We start from the raw sequence: 16602 nt of genomic DNA on the forward strand, positions 1-16602 counted from the left end.
AGCCTCATACAGGGCTTTCAGACAGGTTTAAGGTTAAATAATGAAATATAAAAAAAACGTGATTCTGGGCAGTCTGTTTGCGTTTTCTGTTTTTGCCATACCGGTCAGCGCCGGAGTTTCCTCCAGTGAAGCCGCGCGTCTCGGCCAGGACCTGACACCTTTCGGTTCCGTAAAGGCTGGCAATGATGCCGGCACTATTCCCGCCTGGACAGGCGGGTTGACTGAAGCACCTGCTGGCTACGAGGGCAGTGGCCAGCATCACATCGATCCGTTCCCGGATGACGAAGTGCTGTTTACCATCAGCTCGTCAAACATGGATCAGTACGATGAGTATCTGACCGATGGCCTTCGCGCCATGCTGGATACCTACCCAAACACCTTCCGCATTCCTGTCTACAAGAGCCGGCGTACCCATGCCGTGCCGGACCGGGTTGCCGAAAATACCAAAGAGAATGCTGTTGACGCGGAGATAGTAGGAGAGGGTGCGGGCATAGACGGCGCCTTTGCGGGTTACCCCTTCCCGATTCTCCATGGTAACGACGAGGAGAAAGCGTGGCAGGTCATCTGGAACCATCTGACCCGCTGGCGCGGTATCAGCATTACCCGTCGTTCCAGTGAAGTTGCCGTACAGACCGATGGCGACTATTCACTGGTGACCTCCCAGCAGGAAGCCTTCTTCAATTATTACAATCCCGAGGGAAGTGAAGAGGAGCTGGATAATGTCATTTTCTATTATCTGTCCTTCACCCAGTCGCCTCCACGCCTTGCCGGCGGTGCCATCCTGGTTCACGAAACCCTGAACCAGATTATCAATCCGCGTAATGGATGGGGTTACAACGCCGGTCAGCGTCGCGTTCGTCGTGCCCCCAACCTGGGCTATGATTCCCCGATTGCAGCTGCGGATAACCTCAGAACCGCTGATGATACCGATATCTTCAACGGCGCCCTGGATCGCTATGACTGGGAATACGAGGGAATGCGCGAAATCTACATTCCCTACAATAATTACAGGCTTGGCGAGGAAGACACACCCTATTCCGAGATACTGGGCATTTCTCACCTTAATCCGGACCTGACCCGCTGGGAACTTCACCGGGTGCATGTGGTCGAGGCTACCCTGAAAGACGGCGAGCGACACATTTATGGCAAGCGTCGCTTCTACGTGGATGCTGACAGCTGGAACACGGTGTTGCTGGACCAGTACGACGGCCGCGGGGAACTCTGGCGAGTGACCATGGGTATGCTCAAGAACTATTATGAACTTCCGGGCGTCTGGACGGTTCTGGACGTGTATCATGACCTGCAGGCACGCCGTTATCACGTGCTGGGCCTGGACACAGAAGAGTCATCAACCCGTGAGTTTACCGATGACGTGCCCAACAGGCGTTACTTCTCGCCGTCATCACTTCGCCGCAGGAGTGTGCGTTAACGCCTACGGTTGCTGGCAGGGAAAAAGCTTTCGCCAGAGACGGATGGCGACGAATATACCGGTGGCCGTGAGGTCACCGGTATATTCATAGTATCGGCCGGTATTACCGGTGTAATCACAGAGACACAGTTCAACACAACAAATAGGCAATCTGAATGGCTACAAGGTTGATGTGCAAGACTCTGGGAGTGGCCTGTCTTGGAGTGTCCATGGCAATGTCCGCCCCCTCGGTGTTTGCGCTTGCAGATATCATCGAAACCCCTTCCCGGCCCACACTGCTGGCGGCAGAGCACTTGCTCAACGACGCTGATCGCGCGGGCGAGCGTATCGTGGCTGCTGGTGAGCGTGGTCATATCATTTTCTCTGAGGACGGGGGCGAAACCTGGGTGCAGGGCCAGGTTCCGGTTTCCGTGACCCTCACCGGTGTCGACTTTGGCACTGACACGCACGGATGGGCCGTGGGCCACAGTGGCGTCATTCTTCATTCAAGTGATGCCGGTGTGAGCTGGGAGTTGCAGTTGACCGGTATTGAAGCTGCAGAACTGACAATCGAAAGCCGCCAGGAGCAGATTGAAGAAATGGAGCAGGAAATCGAGGAAGCTCCGGAAGAAGAAAAAGCCGACCTGGAGTGGGCGCTGGATGATCTCTTCTTCTCTATCGAAAACCTGGAATCCGATCTCGAGATCGGTCCGGTAAACCCACTACTCGATGTCTGGTTTGAAAATGCAAATCACGGTTTCGTGGTGGGCGCCTACGGCATGATTCTGCGCACCACAGACGGTGGCGAAACCTGGCAGGACTGGTCGCCGAACATCGACAACCCTACCGGGTTCCATCTTAACGGTATCACCCAGATTACCGGGGGTGCCCTTGTCATAGTGGGTGAGGCCGGCCAGATCTTTGTCTCCGTTGATGACGGCGACAGCTGGGAAAAACGTGAAAGCCCCTATGAGGGTTCACTGTTTGGTGCCATTGGTACGGGCCAGGTGAATGAGGTTCTGGCCTTTGGCCTGCGTGGCAACATGTTTCTATCCACTGACCTGGGCAAGAACTGGAAAGTGGTTCCGAACGAAGCCGGTGCAACACTCAACAATGGCGTGGTTGCAGACGACGGCAGGATTACCCTCGTTGGTAACGGCGGCACAGTCCTGATGAGTACCAATGGTGGCGAGTCCTTCCGGCCCTATTCAAGGGATGACCGGGAAGGCGTCATGGACGTTGTCCCGCTTTCCGGAACCAATCTTTTGATCGTGGGCGAGGGTGGCGTGAAGTTTACCGATGCCCGCGGCAAGAGCCTTCAATAACGCCCTGATGCGGCACCAACAGATAGAAAACGAGAGGGGCTTTTGAATGTCGAACCCGAAGCATGACAAGGGCGAGCATTACCTGACTACACCGAAGGCAGAACCGTTTCTGGAGCGGCTGATCTTCAACAATCGGGCGATTATCCTGATTGCATTTTTCTTCCTGACCCTGTTTCTGGGCTATAACGCCGTCAAGATCCAGCCGGATGCCAGTTTCGAGCGGATGATTCCGCTGGAGCATCCCTACATCGTCAATATGCTGGAACACAGGAACGACCTGGAAAACCTGGGTAACTTTGTGCGTATCGCCGTGGAAGTGGAAGAAGGCGATATTTTCACAGAAGAGTACATGGAAACCCTGAAGCAGATCACCGATGAGGTGTTTTACCTCAACGGGGTGGATCGTTCCGGACTGAAGTCTCTATGGACCTCCAACGTTCGCTGGGTGGAAGTCACCGAGCAGGGGTTCCAGGGTGGCACCGTTATTCCGGATAACTACGATGGTTCTTCCCGGGACAGTCTGGAGCAACTTCGCCAGAACGTGCTCCGGTCGAACGAAGTCGGGCGTCTGATTTCAGATAACTTCCGTTCCACCATCGTTTATGCCCCGCTTTACGAAAATAACCCGGAAACCGGCGAGCCGCTGGACTATGGTGAGTTTTCACGTCAGTTGGAAGAGAAGATACGGGACAAGTACGAAGCCCAGAACCCGAAAATTGATATACACATTGTCGGTTTCGCCAAAAAGGTGGGTGACCTGATCGAGGGTATCGGCTCCATTGCCTGGTTCGCCGGTATTACCATCATCCTGACCACTCTGCTGCTGTTTGGTTATTCCCGTTGCATCAAGGGCACGCTGGTGCCGGTGTTTACCTCAATCATCGCCGTGTTCCTGCAACTGGGCACCCTGCGGCTGCTGGGCTACGGCCTGGATCCGTACTCCGTTCTGGTTCCGTTCCTGGTGTTTGCTATCGGCATCAGTCACGGCGTGCAGATCGTGAACGCCATGGCCGTGGAAGCAGCGAAAGGGTTTGACTCTGTCACTGCCGCCAGGCTGGCGTTCCGGGCGCTGTATATTCCTGGCATGCTGGCACTGATCTCCGACGCCTTCGGCTTCCTGACTCTTATATTCATTGAAATCGATGTTATCCGGGATCTTGCCGTTGCCGCAGGTATCGGCGTGGCCTTCGTTATCCTGACCAACCTTGTTCTTCACGTACTGATCATGTCTTACCTTGGAATTTCCAAGGGTGGTGTTCGCCACGTGCAGAATCACGGCGAGAAGCAGGATCGAAAGTGGCGCATCATGTCTTACTTTGCGCACCCTGGCGTGGCTCCGATTTCGCTTCTGATCGCGGTCATCGGGCTCGGGCTTGGCCTTTACTTCAAGCAGGACCTGAAGGTTGGTGACCTTGATCAGGGGGCGCCTGAGTTAAGAGCGGACTCGCGATACAACAAGGACAATGCCTTCATCATCAACAATTACTCTACCAGTGCAGATGTTCTGGTGGTGATGGTGAAAACCGAGGACGAGCAGTGTACCCAGTACAACACGCTCCGTGCTATGGATACTCTGCAGTGGGAGCTGCAGAATACGCCGGGCGTACAGTCCTCTGCCTCGCTGGCGAACGTGTCGAAGCTGGTAACCAAGGCACTGAATGAGGGTAACTGGAAGTGGTATGAGATTTCCCGCAACCAGACCATCATCAACGCGTCCATTCGCGAAGCGCCCGCGGGGCTGATCAACACCAACTGTGACCTGACACCAGTGCTTGTATTCCTCGAGGATCACAAGGCGGAAACACTGAAGACGGTTACCGAGCGTGTTGAGGAGTTTGCCAGCAACAACAATAACGACGAGCACACCTTCATGCTCGGCGCCGGTAACGCGGGCGTGGAAGCCGCTACCAACGACGTTATTTCCAGCGCCAAGAACATGATGCTGATCTTCGTCTATGGTGTTGTCGCGTCGCTGTGTTTGCTGACGTTCCGGTCTGTACGGGCGGTATTGTGTATCCTGATTCCGCTGGGGCTGACCTCCATACTCGCTGAAGCGATCATGGCGGTATCCGGCATCGGCATCAAGGTAGCCACATTGCCGGTTATCGCTCTGGGTGTCGGTATCGGTGTCGATTATGGCATCTACATCTACAGCAAGCTTGAGAAGTTCCTGCTTGAGGGCAAGACGCTCCAGGAAGCGTATTTCGAGACCCTCAGGTCTACTGGTAAAGCGGTTATATTCACCGGTATTACACTGGGTATTGGTGTGGTGACCTGGATCTTCTCGCCCATCAAGTTCCAGGCGGATATGGGCCTTCTGTTGTTCTTCATGTTCATCTGGAACATGGTCGGTTCCATCTGGCTGCTGCCGGCTCTGGCGCGCTTCCTGCTGCGTCCGGACCGCATGCTTGCCAAGGCCCGCGCGAGCAAATAGGATTCGCAAACGCCTGACCAGAAAAGCCCGCTCTGCGGGCTTTTTTGTTTCCTTCTCAGGTGGTTAGCGAGCTAATCCTGGCTTTATTTATGACCAAAAGTGGTCTATGTTTTAAGGCGAAGGTGGAGAGTGTCTGGGCATAAGCGCAGGCCAAAAAAAAGCAATAATGAACACAAAAGGGAAAAGTCATGGCACTGATACAGAAATTTTCCGCACTCGCGGTTGCTGCCGCAGTCAGCTTCGGAGCTACCTCTACAGCAGTTAACGCGCAGGAACAGCAGTTTGTCACCATCGGCACAGGTGGTGTAACCGGGGTTTACTACCCGGCGGGCGGCGCGATTTGCCGGCTGGTCAATATGGACCGTAAAGAGCACGGCATCCGCTGCTCGGTTGAAAGTACCGGTGGCTCAATCTACAACCTTAACTCAATACGTGACGGTGAACTCGACCTGGCAGTTGCCCAGTCGGATTGGCAGTACCACGCTTACAACGGCAGCAGCGACTTCGAAGATAAGGGCAAGGATGAAAAGCTGCGTGCCGTGTTCTCGCTGCACCCGGAGCCGTTCACCGTTGTTGCCAGCAAAGGTTCTGGCATCGAAACCTTCGAAGACCTTGAAGGCAAACGTGTGTCTATCGGTAATCCCGGTTCAGGCCAGCGTGCCACTGCTGAAGTTTTGATGGAGGAAATGGGCTGGACCCAGGACAAGTTCTCCCTGGCGGCTGAAATCAAGGCGGCTGAGCAGTCCCAAGCGCTGTGTGATGGCAACATCGACGCGTTCTTCTATACCGTCGGCCATCCTTCCGGGGCTATCAAGGAAGCCACCACCTCCTGCGACAGCGTAATCGTTGAAGTGAAAAACGATGCAACCAAAAAGCTGATCGAGGAAAATCCATACTACCGTGAGGCCGTTATTCCCGGTGGTATGTATCGCGGCAGTGATGAAGACGTGACAACCTTTGGCGTGGCCGCAACCTTCGTGTCGTCCTCTGATGTGTCAGAAGATGTTGTTTATGAGGTGGTCAAGGCCGTGTTCGAGAACTTTGACAGCTTCAAGCGTCTGCATCCTGCATTCGAAGTTCTCGACAAGAAAGAAATGGTCACCGACGCCAACAGTGCTCCCCTGCACAAGGGCGCTGAGAAGTACTATAAAGAAGCTGATCTGATGGACTGATTAACAGTCGGTGTGAAGACACAGCGGGTTCGGCAAGAATCCGCTGTGTTGCCTCTTTTCGGCCCTCCCCTCAGAGATTCACAGGAATGAGTTATGGCAACGAGTGACCCTTCCAGGGATGCCGATGTAGACGTCGATAAGGTGGAAGAGATTCTGCAGACAGAAATCGGCGGAAGGGCAGCCACCGGCAATGCCGCAAAAATTCTTTTTATTGTCCCGTTGGTGTGGTCGCTGTTTCAGTTATGGATAGCGTCACCGCTGCCGTATATCGTGGACTTTGGTATTTTCAATTCCACGGAAGCCCGCTCAATACATCTGGCTTTCGCGGTGTTTCTCGCTTTTTCCGCCTACCCGATGATCAAGGGCAGGCATGTCAATGCAGTGCCTTTCTACGACTGGATTCTTGCTCTAGTCGCAGCGTTCTGCGCTTCCTACCTGTACGTCTTTTATCGGGAGCTGTCTGGTCGACCGGGTTCTCCAACCACTACCGATCTGGTGGTGGCACTGACTGGCCTGGTGCTTTTACTGGAAGCCACCCGCCGCGCATTGGGGCTTCCGCTGACCATCGTGGCCGGTGTGTTTATCTGTTACTCCCTGTTTGGTCCTTACATGCCGGATGTGATTGCCCACAAAGGGGTAAGCCTCAACAAGCTGGCGTCTCATCAATGGCTTGGCACCGAAGGGGTGTTCGGGGTCGCGCTGGGTGTTTCCACCAGCTTCGTATTTCTGTTTGTACTGTTCGGCGCTCTGCTTGAGCGGGCCGGAGCCGGTAATTATTTTATCAAGGTAGCCTATGCCATGCTCGGGCATATGCGTGGTGGCCCCGCCAAGGCTGCTGTGGTTTCCAGTGGCCTCAGTGGCGTTATCTCGGGCTCATCCATTGCCAACGTGGTCACCACGGGCACCTTCACCATTCCGCTGATGAAGCGGGTTGGCTTTCCGGCCACCAAGGCCGGCGCGGTGGAAGTAGCCGCCTCAACCAATGGACAGTTGACCCCGCCAGTCATGGGTGCGGCGGCGTTTCTCATGGTCGAGTACGTGGGCATCTCTTATCTGGAGGTTATCAAGCACGCCATTCTTCCTGCGATGATTTCCTACATCGCTCTGATTTACATGGTTCATCTGGAAGCCTGCAAGCTCAATATGAAAGGCATTGAGCGGCCCAACCGGCCCTCTCTGGCTCAGCGAATGCTCAACTGGGTGGTGCTGTTGATTGGGCTGTGTGTGCTCACCCTGGTGGTCTACTACGGTATCGGCTGGTTGAAGACGTGGTTGGGAGAGGCTGCCGCCTGGGTGCTCGGGCCCCTCCTGCTGGCCACCTACATTGGCCTGGTGGGTTACGCAACGCGGTATCCGGAACTCGAGGTGGATGACCCATCTAAGGATATGGGAGATTTACCGGAAGTCGGTCCGACGGTAAAAACCGGCCTCTACTACCTGTTGCCCGTGGTGGTGCTGATCTGGTGTTTGACGGTAGAACGGTTCTCGCCACAGTTGTCCGCTTTCTGGGCAACCATGTTCATGGTGTTTATTGTTGTTACCCAGCGCCCGTTGAAAGCGTTTTTTCACAAACATAGTGAAGTCCTTGGCGCCTTTAGGGAAGGGGGGCATGACCTGCTGCATGCCCTGGCTACTGGCGGCCGTAATATGGTGGGCATTGGTGTTGCCACCGCCACGGCGGGTATCGTGGTTGGCACGGTTACCCTGACCGGTATCGGCCTGGTAATGACCGAATTCGTCGAACTCCTGTCTGGCGGTAACCTGCTGCTGATGCTTATTTTCACTGCCATCATCAGTCTTATCCTGGGTATGGGGCTGCCGACGACCGCCAACTACATCGTGGTGTCCACGCTGATGGCGCCGGTTATTGTTACGCTCGGTGCCCAGAACGGTCTGCTGGTGCCGCTGATTGCCGTCCATCTGTTTGTGTTCTATTTCGGGATACTGGCGGATGATACGCCGCCTGTCGGTCTGGCAGCGTATGCCGCTGCGGCCATTTCCGGGGCAGATCCGATACGAACGGGTGTACAGGGCTTTGCCTATGACATTCGCACGGCAATTTTGCCATTCATGTTTATATTCAACACCCAGCTGCTGCTGATCGGCCTGAGCGGCTGGTTCGACTTGTTGGTGACGATCTTCAGTGCGGTTACGGCCATGCTGGTTTTCGCCGCTGCAACACAGGGATACTGGTTGACCAGAACCCGCTGGTGGGAAACCCTTGCGCTGCTGTTGATCACCTTCACCATGTTCCGCCCAGGGTTCTGGTGGGATCGTATCTATCCGCCATTTGAGGAGCGCCCGGGCTCCGAGATCATGGAGTACGTAGAAGAAGTACCTGCTGACAAGGCCGTTGTCCTCGTGGTTTCCGGTGTTTCCATGGAGGGAAACGAAGTGTCGACCTATCTGCAGCTGGAAATCCCGGAGGGAGACAGCCCGGAGGAGCGGCTGCGGGAAGCTGGCCTTACTCTGCGCAGTGATGGTGATGTCATGGCTGTTGAAGCGGTTGAGTTTGACAGCCAGGCAGAAGATGTCGGTATCGAGTTTGGCTCGACCATTGACATGGTTCAGGTGGAGCTGGAGCGACCTCCCAAAGAGCTGATGCTCATACCGGCACTGATACTCCTCGGGCTCGTGGCTTTCGGGCAGCTGAGGCGACGGACACCCGAGGAGGCCAGCGCCTACCATTGAACAACGCAGACAGAGCCCGGCATTAACCTGCCGGGCTTTTTTCTGTTAAACTCCTGCCCGCAACGGTCCGCGGTTTGTATCGCGGCCAACCGTCAACATGTGGTCTTTGGTACGGATCACCTCTGGGACTCAAGGAGCTCATTATGCCAGTTGTAACCCTGCCAGACGGCAGTCACCGCAGTTTTGCCGAAGCTGTCACCGTTCACGATGTCGCTGCAGATATCGGGGCCGGTCTCGCCAAGGCCGCTATAGCCGGCCGTGTTAATGGCAAGCTGGTTGATACCAGTTTCCCCATCGATGAAGACGCCGACCTCGCCATTGTTACCGAGCGTGATGAAGAAGGCGTTGATATTATCCGCCACTCCACAGCGCACCTGCTGGCCATGGCCGTGAAGGAACTGTTTCCCTCTGCCCAGGTCACCATCGGCCCGGTGGTGGATAACGGGTTCTATTACGATTTCAAATTCGACCGGCCCTTTACCAACGAAGATCTGAGCCGGATCGAAAAGCGCATGGAAGAACTGGCGAAACAGGATATTCCGGTATCCCGTTCAGTCATGTCCCGTGACGAAGCAGTGCGCCTGTTCGACGAAATGGGCGAGGAATACAAGGTCCGCATCATTGAGGATATTCCTGGTGATGAAGATCTGTCGTTTTACCGCCAGGGCGATTTTATCGACCTTTGCCGCGGCCCCCATGTGCCCAGCACCGGCAAGCTCAAGGCCTTCAAACTGACCAAGGTAGCAGGTGCCTACTGGCGCGGTGACACCAGCAACGAGCAGTTGCAGCGTGTATACGGCACTGCCTGGGGCAACAAGAAAGACCTCAAAGCCTATCTGCACCGCCTTGAAGAAGCGGAGAAGCGCGATCACCGCAAGATTGGCAAGAAGCTGAGCCTGTTTCACATGCAGGAAGAAGCGCCGGGCATGGTGTTCTGGCACCCGGATGGCTGGTCCCTGTACCAGGAGATCGAGCAGTACATGCGCCGCAAGCAGCATGAACACGGTTACCAGGAAATCAAGACGCCGCAGGTAGTCTCCAGGTCACTGTGGGAAAAATCCGGGCACTGGGACAAGTTCAAGGACGACATGTTCACCACGGAGTCCGAGAAGCACGATTACGCCATCAAGCCCATGAACTGCCCCTGTCATGTGCAGGTGTTCAACCAGGGGCTGAAGAGCTATAAGGATCTGCCCCTGCGCCTGGCCGAGTTCGGTTCCTGTCATCGCAACGAAGCATCCGGTGCGTTGCACGGCCTGATGCGGGTGCGTGGGTTTACCCAGGATGACGCCCACATTTTCTGCGAAGAAGATGCGATCCAGCAGGAGGTCTCTGATTTTATCCAGATGCTCCACGAGATTTACAAGGATTTCGGGTTTACCGAAATCCTCTATAAGCTTTCAACCCGGCCGGAAAAGCGTGTCGGCTCGGACGAGGTCTGGGACAAGGCGGAAGCAGCCCTGGAAGAAGCTCTGAATCGGGAGGGCGTGGATTGGGAGCTGTTGCCCGGTGAAGGGGCGTTTTACGGCCCGAAAATCGAGTTTTCCCTCAAAGACTGCATCGGCCGGGTCTGGCAGTGTGGTACCATTCAGGTCGATTTTTCCATGCCGGGGCGCCTCGGAGCGCAATACGTCGCAGACAGTTCCGAGCGCAAGACGCCGGTTATGTTGCACAGGGCGGTTTTGGGATCTTTCGAGCGCTTTATCGGTATTCTGATTGAAGAATACGAAGGCGCTTTCCCCACCTGGCTGGCCCCGACGCAGATCGCGATACTGAATATTACCGACAATCAGCGTGATTACTGCCAGAATCTTGCAAAAAAATGGGATTCTCTTGGCTATAGGGTTAATGCTGACTTGAGAAACGAGAAGATCGGCTTTAAAATCCGCGAGCATACTATTAACAAAGTCCCTTTCCTTGTTGTTGTCGGCGACAAAGAAGTCGAGAATAACGCCGTTGCGGTGAGAACCCGCAAAGGCGAAGATTTGGGGACTTTATCGCTGGAAGCGTTCGAGCAGCTGATGGCTGATGAAATCGAGCGCAAAGGCAGAACCAAAACGGAGATCTGATTATTAAACAGCGAGCGAATCGGGGGCGTACACCAAAGGCGCCGATCAATGAGAATATTGACGCAACTGAAGTCCGTCTTATTGACGCAGAGGGCAACCAAGTCGGCGTAGTGTCGATCGAAGATGCAATCAAGCAGGCAGAAGAAGCGTCTCTTGACCTGGTTCAGGTAACGGATTCCGATCCGATCGTCTGTAAGATAATGGACTACGGCAAGAAAATCTTCGATGAGAAGAAGGCCAAGGCTGCTGCCAAGAAAAAGCAGAAGCAGACTCAGGTCAAAGAGCTTAAGTTCCGTCCAGGAACTGAAGAAGGGGATTATCAGGTCAAACTACGCAACCTGGTACGTTTCCTTGAAAACGGGGACCGCGGCAAATTGACGATTCGCTTCCGTGGACGTGAGATGGCACACCAGGAAATCGGTATGAAGCTCATGAACAGGATCGAAGAGGATATTGAAGATATCGCCCAGGTAGAACAGCGGCCGAAGATGGAAGGCCGCCAGATGACCATGGTTGTGGCGCCCCGCAAAAAGAAGTGACCCTGATCAGGTAATGATCCCCCGCGGTTGCGGGGGTTTTGTCGTTCAGGGGCACATTTATGTCAGTTAAAAACAGAATGCGGAGTTTTAAAAAATGTCCAAGATGAAAACCAAAAGCGGAGCTACCAAGCGGTTCAAGAAAACCGCCACCGGCTTCAAGCACAAGCAGTCCTTCACCAGTCATATCTTGACCAAGAAGAGCCCCAAGCGTAAGCGTCAGCTCCGTGGTACCAAGCTGATTGCAAAAGCCGACGTGGCTTCCATCAAGCGTATGACAGCGTGCTGATTCAGCCGCAAATCATTCCTGTAAAGGTTTAAAGGTAGAAGGATTAAAGTATGGCTCGTGTAAAGCGTGGCGTGGTAGCACGTCGTCGTCACAAGAAAATCATGAATCAGGCCAAGGGTTACTACGGAGCGCGTAGCCGCGTCTATCGTGTAGCCAAGCAGGCGGTTATCAAAGCTGGTCAGTATGCTTACCGTGACCGTCGCAACCGCAAGCGTTCATTCCGTGCACTGTGGATCGCCCGTATCAATGCCGGCGCCCGTGCCAACGGTTTGTCCTACAGCCGTCTGATTGCCGGTCTGAAGAAGGCCAATGTTGAGATCGACCGTAAAGTTCTGGCTGATCTGGCCATGAACGAGCAGCAAGCGTTTACGGCTGTTGTTGAGAAGGCAAAAGCGTCTCTGTGATTGCTTAGCTCTTTCATCGGTTACCGATCGAATCAGGCGTCCCCATGGTTTCATGGGGACGCCTTCTGATAGGGGAAGGGCGCGCTCTTCCCCTATTTTTGTTTAGAGTGATTCCATTTCTGGATTGGAGCAGGGTCAATGGAAAACCTGGATCAACTCGTTCAGGACGGACTGGCGGCGGTCGACAGTGCCGATAGCCTGCAGGCACTGGACCAGATTCGTGTTGAATACCTTGGCAAGAAGGGTGTAATCACCCAACAGGCAAAGACACTGGGCAAGCTGTCTGCGGAAGAGCGTCCGGCTGCCGGCCAAAAGATCAACGAAGCCAAGGGGCAGGTGGAGCAGGCAATCAATGCCCGTCGCACGAACCTGGAGCAGGCGGCGATTGAGCAGAAGCTGGCCAGTGAATCCATTGACGTGACCTTGCCGGGCCGCGGCCAGGATCTGGGTGGCCTTCACCCGGTGACCCGCACCCTGCAGCGCATCGAGCAGTTCTTCTCCCGCGCCGGTTATACCGTGGAACAGGGCCCGGAAATCGAAGACGATTATCATAACTTCGAAGCCCTGAATATTCCCGGGCATCATCCGGCGCGCGCGATGCACGATACCTTTTATTTCAATCCGGGCACCCTGCTGCGTACCCATACTTCCCCGGTGCAGATCCGCACCATGGAAGATGGCAAACCGCCGTTCCGCATGATCTGCCCTGGGCGCGTTTACCGCTGTGACTCTGACATGACCCACACCCCGATGTTCCATCAGGTGGAAGGGCTGCTGGTCGAGAAAGACGTCAGCTTTGCCGATCTGAAGAGCACCGTTGAGGAATTTTTAAGGGTTTTCTTCGAGCGGGATCTGGAGGTGCGTTTCCGTCCTTCCTATTTCCCGTTCACCGAGCCGTCCGCGGAAGTGGATATCGAGTGGGGGCGCGAGGAAGACGGCAGCATCAAATGGCTGGAAGTCATGGGCTGCGGAATGGTCCACCCGAAAGTATTCGAGCATTGCGGTATCGACGCGGAGGAGTACCGGGGTTTTGCGTTTGGCCTTGGCGTCGAGCGTCTGGCCATGCTCCGCTACGGCGTGAACGACCTGCGCATGTTCTTCGAGAACGACCTCCGCTTTTTGCGGCAGTTCCGCTAAGCACGTCACCAGGGTAACCGAATTAACAGGCAAAACCGCACCAGGACAAGGCAGATACCATGAAATTCAGTGAGCAGTGGCTACGGGAATGGGTCAATCCGGCGAACGACACCCAGGCATTGATGGACCAGATCACCATGGCGGGTCTGGAAGTTGACGGATTCGAGCCGGTAGCTGGCAAGTTCAGTGGCATTGTGGTGGGTGAGGTGACTTCCGTGTCGCCCCATCCGGACGCAGACAAGCTGCGGGTCTGCCAGGTCAGTGATGGAAGTCAGACCGTACAGGTGGTGTGTGGTGCCCCCAATGTTCGCGATGGCCTCAAGGTGCCCTTTGCCGTCGTGGGCGCGGTGTTGCCCGGTGACTTCAAGATCAAGAAAGCAAAACTCCGTGGCCAGTCATCCGAAGGAATGCTGTGTTCGGAAGCCGAACTGGGGCTTTCGGAGAGTCACGACGGATTGATGGAGCTGCCGGAAGAGGCGCCAGTAGGTCAGAATCTGGATGAATTCCTCAACCTGAACGATGTCACCATTGATGTGGACCTGACCCCGAATCGCAGTGACTGCCTCTCGATCAAGGGCATCGCCCGTGAAGTGGGTGTATTGAACAGCCTGGTGGTAGAAGGCCCGCAAATCGGCTCTGTGGAAGTGGTGCATTCGGAAGTGCCGGAGATCACTGTCAAGGCGCCCGAGGGTTGCCCCCGATACCTGGGGCGGATTCTGCGCAACGTGGACCTGACCGCTGAATCACCATTATGGATGCAGGAAAAACTGCGTCGCTCCGGTATTCGCTCTATCGACGCGGCCGTGGATGTTACCAACTACGTCATGCTGGAGCTGGGACAGCCCCTTCACGCCTTTGATCGTGATGAAATCGAAGGTGGCATCGTGGTTCGCATGGCCAGGCAAGGCGAAAAACTGGTTTTGCTTGATGGCCAGGAGGTGGAGCTGACAGGCGAAACCCTGATCATTGCCGACCATGCCAAACCCATCGCCATCGCGGGTGTAATGGGCGGAGAGCACTCCGGTGTCAGTGAAAAGACCCGGGACCTGATCCTGGAAGCAGCGTATTTTGATCCCATTACCCTGGCCGGCAAGGCCCGCCACTACGGCCTGCACACCGATGCCTCTCATCGCTTTGAGCGGGGCGTGGACTATGAGCTTGCCCGCGACGCCATGGAGCGGGCTACAGCGCTGCTGATGTCCATTGTTGGTGGCGAGCCCGGCGCTATCGTTGAGGTGGTCAGCAGCGAGGATCTTCCGGAAGATCGCATCGTAGACCTCCGCGAGCAGCGAGTTGCCGATGTGCTGGGGCTGCAGATCGACCGCACCAAGGTTGAAGAAATCCTGACACGCCTCGGGCTGCGTATCGACAAGCTGTTGAAGAACGGCTGGCGCGTACAGGTGCCCAGTTTCCGCCCGGATATCAGTATCGAAGAAGACCTGATTGAAGAAATCGGCCGGATCTACGGGTACAACAATCTGCCCGTAACCGAGCCAACCGGGTCCCTTGGCCTTCGCGCCCAGGAAGAGGCAGTCCGCCCGGTTTCTGCTATCCAGGATTACTTTGTCTCCTGTGGCTATCAGGAAGCAATCACCTACAGCTTTGTGGACCCAAAAGTCCAGAATCTGGTTGATCCCGAGCGGGAAGGCATCGCTCTGGCAAACCCGATTTCGTCGGATCTGTCGGTCATGCGTACCTCCCTCTGGAGCGGATTGCTGAAAACGGTTGCCTACAACCAGAATCGCCAGCAGCCGCGTATCCGGCTGTTCGAGACGGGTCTGCGATTTGTTAGAGAAGGCGACCGGATTGATCAGCAGCCCATGCTCGCCGGCGTTGTCGTTGGAAATCAGTTGCCCGAAAACTGGGCAAACGGTCGCAGAAATGCCGATTTCTTTGATGTAAAAGGGGAATTGCAGGGTCTGTTCCAGCGTCTGGGTATCCAGGTGGAGTTTCGTCCCGGTCAGCGCCCGGCCCTGCATCCGGGCCAGACAGCCGAATTGCTTCGCGACGGTGTACATGTAGGGTGGCTGGGCACGTTGCACCCACAAGTTCAGAAAAAACTGGAACTTAATGGCACGATTCTGATGTTTGAGCTATTCTTGAAGTCGATCGTTTCGGGATATGTGCCTAATTTCAAAGATATTTCAAAATTCCCTGAAGTTCGGCGGGATTTGGCTATCATTATCGGAAGCGACGTGGGGTTCGCAGACGTCGAACGTGTGGCAGAAAATCACGCCGGCGAGCACCTCACGGCTTTGCGTGCGTTTGATGTTTATGAAGGTGAAAGCCTGGGTGAAGGTAATCGCAGCCTTGCCCTCAGCCTGTTCTGGCAGCATCCCGAGCGCACATTAAATGAAGAAGAGGTGCATTCACTCTTCAACGGTGTCATAGAGGCATTGCAGGAAGAGTTGGGGGCAACACTGAGGAGTTAACTGATGGCGGCTTTGACGAAAGCGGAAATGGCGGAGCGCTTGTACGAAGAACTGGGGCTCAATAAACGCGAAGCCAAGGAGATGGTGGAAGCTTTTTTCGACGAAATCAGGGGCGCTCTCAGCCATAATGAACAGGTCAAGTTGTCGGGGTTCGGTAACTTTGACCTGCGCGACAAAAAACAGCGGCCGGGACGGAACCCGAAGACCGGTGAGGAAATCCCAATTAGTGCACGGCGTGTTGTTACGTTTCGCCCGGGACAAAAACTAAAACAGAAAGTAGAAGCGTATGCTGGAACCCAGTCATAACAACGAATTACCCACAATACCGGGTAAACGTTACTTCACCATTGGTGAGGTTGCCGAACTCTGTGCGGTGAAAGCGCACGTCCTCAGGTATTGGGAACAGGAGTTTCCGCAGCTGTCACCCGTCAAGCGCCGTGGCAATCGTCGTTATTACCAGCGTGCGGACGTTATCACCATTCGCCAGATCCGGAGCCTGCTTTACGACCAGGGCTATACGATCGGTGGGGCGAAACAGAAGCTCAGCAGTCATGAGGTGAAAGACGATACGTCCCAGTACAAGCAGCTGATCCGTCAGATGATCACCGAGCTTGAGGAAGTCCTGGATGTACTTAATACGCCGGTGAAATGAACTCCCCCGTCTGAATCAGACACCAAAACCGAGGGTTCGCCTTCGGTTTTTTT

13 protein-coding genes are annotated in these 16602 nt (G+C 55.0%); all 13 read left to right on the top strand.

Going from position 1 to position 16602, the window contains the following annotated elements:
- The first annotated feature begins 40 nt into the window (after positions 1–40).
- The 13 genes from ACESMB_RS05015 to ACESMB_RS05075 all read left to right on the top strand — a co-directional run bounded on the left by ACESMB_RS05015 (position 41) and on the right by ACESMB_RS05075 (position 16549).
- On the top strand, positions 41–1429 hold the full coding sequence (locus tag ACESMB_RS05015; RefSeq protein ID WP_372926522.1) for a DUF1329 domain-containing protein: 1389 nt from the start codon (positions 41–43) through the stop codon (positions 1427–1429).
- A 209-nt stretch (positions 1430–1638) separates the two neighbouring features.
- Entirely contained in the window at positions 1639–2733 is a 1095-nt protein-coding gene (locus tag ACESMB_RS05020; protein ID WP_372926523.1) for a WD40/YVTN/BNR-like repeat-containing protein, read from the top strand.
- A 46-nt stretch (positions 2734–2779) separates the two neighbouring features.
- Positions 2780–5167, top strand: a complete 2388-nt coding sequence (locus ACESMB_RS05025; RefSeq protein WP_372926524.1) for an efflux RND transporter permease subunit — start codon at positions 2780–2782, stop codon at positions 5165–5167.
- A gap of 188 nt (positions 5168–5355) precedes the next feature.
- Positions 5356–6339, top strand: a complete 984-nt coding sequence (locus ACESMB_RS05030; protein WP_372926525.1) for a TAXI family TRAP transporter solute-binding subunit — start codon at positions 5356–5358, stop codon at positions 6337–6339.
- Positions 6340–6432: 93 nt separating this feature from the next.
- Positions 6433–9030 carry a TRAP transporter permease gene (locus tag ACESMB_RS05035; protein ID WP_372926526.1) on the top strand — a complete coding sequence of 866 codons (2598 nt, stop codon included), beginning with the start codon at positions 6433–6435 and terminating at the stop codon, positions 9028–9030.
- A gap of 143 nt (positions 9031–9173) precedes the next feature.
- On the top strand, positions 9174–11099 hold the full coding sequence (gene thrS / locus ACESMB_RS05040) for a threonine--tRNA ligase (protein WP_372926527.1): 1926 nt from the start codon (positions 9174–9176) through the stop codon (positions 11097–11099).
- On the top strand, positions 11096–11638 hold the full coding sequence (gene infC / locus ACESMB_RS05045; protein ID WP_114613683.1) for a translation initiation factor IF-3: 543 nt from the start codon (positions 11096–11098) through the stop codon (positions 11636–11638). The genes thrS and infC overlap by 4 nt, the downstream gene beginning before the upstream one ends.
- Before the next feature lie 94 nt (positions 11639–11732).
- On the top strand, positions 11733–11924 hold the full coding sequence (rpmI, locus tag ACESMB_RS05050) for a 50S ribosomal protein L35 (protein ID WP_114613684.1): 192 nt from the start codon (positions 11733–11735) through the stop codon (positions 11922–11924).
- A gap of 50 nt (positions 11925–11974) precedes the next feature.
- A complete protein-coding gene (rplT, locus tag ACESMB_RS05055; protein WP_027831417.1) occupies positions 11975–12328 on the top strand; it encodes a 50S ribosomal protein L20 in 354 nt (117 codons plus the stop codon).
- A gap of 138 nt (positions 12329–12466) precedes the next feature.
- Entirely contained in the window at positions 12467–13465 is a 999-nt protein-coding gene (gene pheS / locus ACESMB_RS05060) for a phenylalanine--tRNA ligase subunit alpha (RefSeq protein WP_372926529.1), read from the top strand.
- A 59-nt stretch (positions 13466–13524) separates the two neighbouring features.
- Positions 13525–15897, top strand: coding sequence for a phenylalanine--tRNA ligase subunit beta (pheT, locus tag ACESMB_RS05065; RefSeq protein WP_372971045.1), 2373 nt, complete (start codon positions 13525–13527; stop codon positions 15895–15897).
- A gap of 3 nt (positions 15898–15900) precedes the next feature.
- Entirely contained in the window at positions 15901–16203 is a 303-nt protein-coding gene (gene ihfA, locus ACESMB_RS05070; protein WP_007151838.1) for an integration host factor subunit alpha, read from the top strand.
- Positions 16184–16549 carry a MerR family transcriptional regulator gene (locus ACESMB_RS05075; protein ID WP_027831420.1) on the top strand — a complete coding sequence of 122 codons (366 nt, stop codon included), beginning with the start codon at positions 16184–16186 and terminating at the stop codon, positions 16547–16549. The genes ihfA and ACESMB_RS05075 overlap by 20 nt, the downstream gene beginning before the upstream one ends.
- The last annotated feature ends 53 nt before the right edge of the window (positions 16550–16602 follow it).

The sequence above is a fragment of the Marinobacter sp. genome (assembly GCF_041686475.1).
In the GTDB taxonomy this organism is placed as follows: Bacteria; Pseudomonadota; Gammaproteobacteria; order Pseudomonadales; family Oleiphilaceae; genus Marinobacter.